Origin of the sequence: Sphingomonas sp. (genome assembly GCF_042091075.1) — a bacterium.
In the GTDB taxonomy this organism is placed as follows: domain Bacteria; phylum Pseudomonadota; class Alphaproteobacteria; order Sphingomonadales; family Sphingomonadaceae; genus Sphingomonas.
This window is the reverse complement of the sequence record NZ_JBELIE010000228.1, coordinates 1-3842: the sequence shown is the minus strand read 5'-3', so window position 1 is coordinate 3842 and position 3842 is coordinate 1. Positions and strand designations below refer to the sequence as shown.

The 3842-nt window shown below is 69.8% G+C and carries 4 protein-coding genes; all 4 read right to left on the bottom strand.

The window, feature by feature from the left end; genetic code table 11:
• Window positions 1-806 (bottom strand): DUF4167 domain-containing protein (locus tag ACFDSW_RS15830; protein WP_375251227.1); only part of this gene is annotated, 806 nt, incomplete at its 3' end.
• Window positions 807-901: 95 nt separating this feature from the next.
• On the bottom strand, window positions 902-1762 hold the full coding sequence (gene prmC / locus ACFDSW_RS15825) for a peptide chain release factor N(5)-glutamine methyltransferase (RefSeq protein WP_375251226.1): 861 nt from the start codon (window positions 1760-1762) through the stop codon (window positions 902-904).
• Complete coding sequence (gene prfA / locus ACFDSW_RS15820) at window positions 1762-2838, bottom strand: peptide chain release factor 1 (protein ID WP_375251225.1); 1077 nt, start codon at window positions 2836-2838, stop codon at window positions 1762-1764. The genes prmC and prfA overlap by 1 nt, the downstream gene beginning before the upstream one ends.
• A 91-nt stretch (window positions 2839-2929) precedes the next feature.
• Window positions 2930-3842: histidine--tRNA ligase (gene hisS, locus ACFDSW_RS15815; protein ID WP_375251224.1), on the bottom strand; the 913-nt coding region annotated here is incomplete at its 5' end.

Genomic DNA, 3842 nt, shown 5'->3' with positions numbered 1-3842 from the left:
GGCTTCTCGGCCTCGGCGGGAACCGGAGCCGTCTCGACGCTCATCGGGGTGGGGTCGGCGGGGGCGGCGGCAGGGCGCGGCGGCGTGTCGCCACGCTCGGCATGATAGCCGTTGCGGCGATCCTCGCGCGGCTCGCGCCCGTCACGCCGATAGTCCGTTCCGCGCTCCTCCCGGCTCCGGTCATCGCGGCTCCGGTCATCGCGGCTCCGCTCCTCCCGACTCCGGTCATCGCGCGCCTGCTCACGGCGCGGGCGCATATCAGCTTCGGAAGCGCGGGGCTGTTCCTCGGCGCGGACGGGCTCGCCCTCGTCACCGAAATCATCGACGTCGTCGAACTGATCGAAATCATCACGCTGGCGCCGCTGCTGCGGCTGATCGTCGGTCCGGCCGCGCTGATCGGCGAGCACACGGAAATAATGGTCCGCGAACTGCAGATAATATTCGGTGTTGACACGATCGCCCGACATCTGCGCGTCGCGCGCCATATTCTTGTATTTTTCCAGCAGCTGTGCCGCATTGCCGCGCGCGCGGCTGTCGATCCGGTTGCCGCTGTCACGCTGTCCCTGGCCACCGCCACCCTGGCGCTGACCACCACCACGGCCGCGACGGCGACCGTTCTGACGGTTGTTGATCAAATCACTGTCCTCGTCCTGGAACCAAAACCGGCCTCTGTTCGCCCGGGTCGTCCGACGTTGGGCGCGGGTTGCAGCTGTACCCCGGCGCCGCGCCTGCCATTCGGCACCGCGAGCCTGCCATGACCGCCGGACTGCAGCGGAAGATGACGAAGGGGGGGCGAGACGCCCCATCCAACAAAAGTCGTTGAGTTCGCGTGCCCCGCCTGTGTCTCTAGCGGCTCGGCGGGCGTTCTCAAAGCGAAATATTGGGGCTGCGGCTATGGCTTTCAACCAGCGGGCGTTACGATCAGGCAGCGATCGCGCCCGCCGAGATCCTTTGCCACCCGCACCGTCAGCCCCTGGTCGCGAAACAGGGCGGCGGCGCTATCCCCCTGATCCCAGCCGATTTCGATACAGGCAACCCCCCGCGCCGTCAGCAATTCGGGAATCTGCGGCGCGATCACGCGATAGTCGCACAGCCCGTCCGCCCCACCGAACAGCGCCCCGGCGGGCTCATACCGCCGCACCTCATCGGGCAGGTCGGCATCGCGCGCGATATAGGGCGGGTTGGCAAGGACGAGGTCGAAGCGCTCCGTCACCCCGGCGGCCCAGTCGCCGCGGGTGAACGCGGCGCGCGACGCCATCCCCAGCGCGGCGGCATTGCGCTCCGCCCAGATCACCGCATCGGCGGAGGCGTCGATCCCCAACCCGCTGGCCTGCGGCCATTCGGACAGCGCGGCCAGCAGCAGCGTGCCCGGCCCGGTGCCGAGATCGAGGATGCGCAACGGCGCCCCGCCGCCGACGGACCCGCCAGCGAAATGCGCCACCGCCGCTTCGATCAGCGTCTCGCTATCGGCGCGCGGCACCAGCGCGCCCGGCCCGACCTGCAGCTCGATCGTCCAGAAGGCGCGCGTGCCGGTGATATAGGCGACCGGCTCCTGCGCGGCGCGGCGCTCGACCAGCGCGGCGAACGCTGGCGGCACCGGCCGGTCACCGAGCGTCAGCAGCAGCCCCTCGCGCGTGATGCCCATCGCATGCGCCAGCAGCAGTTCGGCATCCAGCCGCGGTGTGTCGGAAAAGCCGAAGCGCGCCGCCGCCTGGCGCAGCGCGGCGCGCGGATCGAGACTCGGGAGGGGGAGGTCCGGCACTACGCCTCCAGCGTCGCGAGCCGCTCGGCCTCATCCTCCGCGATCAGCGCGCCGATCAGCTCATCCATCTCGCCCTGCAGGATTTCGGGCAGGCGGTGCAGCGTCAGGTTGATGCGGTGATCGGTCACCCGCCCCTGCGGAAAATTGTAGGTGCGGATCCGCTCCGAACGATCCCCCGAGCCGACCATCGCCTTGCGCGTGCCGGAGCGCGCCGCCGCCAGTCGTTCGCGCTCCGCCTCGTACAGCCGCGTGCGCAGCACCTTGAGCGCCTTGGCCTTGTTCTTGTGCTGCGACTTCTCGTCCTGCTGGATGACGACCAGTCCCGTCGGCAGGTGCGTGATCCGCACCGCGCTGTCGGTGGTGTTGACCGACTGCCCGCCCGGACCCGACGAGCGATAGACGTCGATACGCAAATCCTTCGCCTCGTCGATCTGGACGTCGACCTCCTCCGCCTCGGGCAGCACCGCGACGGTCGCCGCGGATGTGTGGATGCGCCCGCCGCTCTCGGTCACCGGAACGCGCTGGACGCGGTGGACGCCGCTCTCGAATTTTAGCTTGGCGAACACGCCCGATCCGGTGATCGAGGCGACCACTTCCTTGAACCCACCCGCGTCGCTGTCCGATGCCGAGATCAGTTCGACGCGCCAGCCCTGTTCCTCGGCGAAGCGCTGGTACATGCGGAACAGGTCGCCCGCGAACAGCGCCGCCTCGTCGCCGCCGGTACCGGCGCGCACCTCGAGCATCGCCGAGCGCTGATCGGCGGCGTCGCGCGGGAGCAATGCCAGCGCCAGCCGGCGATCGGCGGCATCGAGCGCGGCGCGGTTGTCGCGCAACTCCTCTTCGGCCATCGCGCGAAGTTCGGCATCGGCATCGCTTGCCATGAACGCGAGGCTCTCGGCCTCCTGCCGCAACCGGCGCACCTCGCTGGCGGCCTGCGCGACGGGTTCCAGCTCGGCATATTCCTTCGACACCGCGACGAAGCGGTCGCCGTCGAGCTGGCCGGTCGCCATTTGCGCCGAGAGTTCGTCGCGGCGCGCCTCGATCTGGCGGATGCGGTCGATCGAAATCGCGGTCATGCGAACGCGCCCGTCACCCCGGCGAAAGCCGGGGCCCAGTCACGACCGGCCTGTAACAGGACCCCGACCCTCGCCCGGGTGACGCATGCGATCATTGCAGCACCTCGGCTACGCGCGAGGTGTCGCCGCGCAGCACACGCGCGCGGGTCGCCACGCTATCGCCCTCCAGCGTGAAGGTCAGCGTTTCGGCCGGTTCCAGCTTGAGCGCCTTGTCGTAGCGCTTCCGGGGCGAACCGCTCGCGACCAGCTCGGCCGCCACGCCCGCCCGACGCAGGCGCGCGAGCGTCGCGACCGCCGCCGTATGCGCGCGATCATCCTCCACCACGATCACCACATCCGGGCGCGCCGCTGCCGGTTGCTCCAGCAGCATCGCCAGTCGCTCGACCCCCGCCGCCCAGCCGACCCCAGCGGTCGCCGGGCCGCCGAGGCTCTCGACCAGCCCGTCGTAGCGCCCGCCGGCCAGCACGGTGCCCTGCGCGCCCAGCCGGTCGGTGACGAACTCGAACGCGGTGTGGCGATAATAATCGAGCCCGCGTACCAGCCGCTCGTTCCGCTGGAAGGCGACACCCGCCGCCTGCAACCCCTTTTGCACGCTCTCGAAGAACGCACCCGCCTCGGCGCTCATATAGGCGTCGATGCCCGGCGCGGCGTCGGCGATCGGGCGGTCGCGCGGGTCTTTCGAATCGAGGATGCGCAACGGGTTCTTGTCGAGGCGCGTCAGGCTGTCCTCCGACAATGCGCCACGATGCGCCGCGAAATGCGCCACCAGCGCATCGCGCCAGGCATCGCGGGTCACCGCGTCGCCCAGCGTGTTGAGCTGCAGCGTCACGCCCTCCGCCACGCCCAGTTCATGGAGCAGTTGATCCGCCAGCGTCAGCAATTCGACGTCCGCCGCCGGCTCGGGCGCGCCGAGCACTTCGGCATCGATCTGGTGGAACTGGCGATAACGCCCCTTTTGCGGGCGTTCGTAGCGGAACACCGCGCCGCTGGTCACCAGTTTCAAC